This is a genomic window from Bradyrhizobium sp. SHOUNA76 (genome assembly GCF_023006445.1).
Lineage (GTDB): Bacteria > Pseudomonadota > Alphaproteobacteria > Rhizobiales > Xanthobacteraceae > Bradyrhizobium.
The window spans coordinates 1-311 of the sequence record NZ_JALBHA010001196.1; the positions used below are offsets into that span (position 1 = coordinate 1).

Here is a 311-nt window from a genome sequence, read left to right on the forward strand (position 1 = left end):
CTCGGGTTCTGCTCCGGCATCGACTGGTGTTGCGTCCGGCTCGGGCGTCAGCGGCAACCTCGTCACCGACGGCAACGGCAACTCCACGGTCTATCTCGGGACCGCGGGCACTCCGGCTGCGACCGTCAGCGATCTGTTGACCGCGGTCGATCTGGCCAGCGGCGTCAAGACGGCATCCATCACTGCCGGTGCTGCGACGCTCGCCACCAGCTTCAACCAGACCGCTTCGAGCGTTGGCGGCGGTGCCGTCACGCTGAAGAGCTCGACGGGTGCGGATCTGAGCGTCACCGGCAAGGCCGACCTGCTCAAGT

1 protein-coding gene is annotated in these 311 nt (G+C 67.2%); it reads left to right on the forward strand.

The genetic code is table 11. The annotated features are described in order from the left end of the window. The coding region (locus MOV74_RS40475) for a DUF1522 domain-containing protein (RefSeq protein ID WP_246933143.1) at nucleotides 1-311 on the forward strand (311 nt) is incomplete at both ends.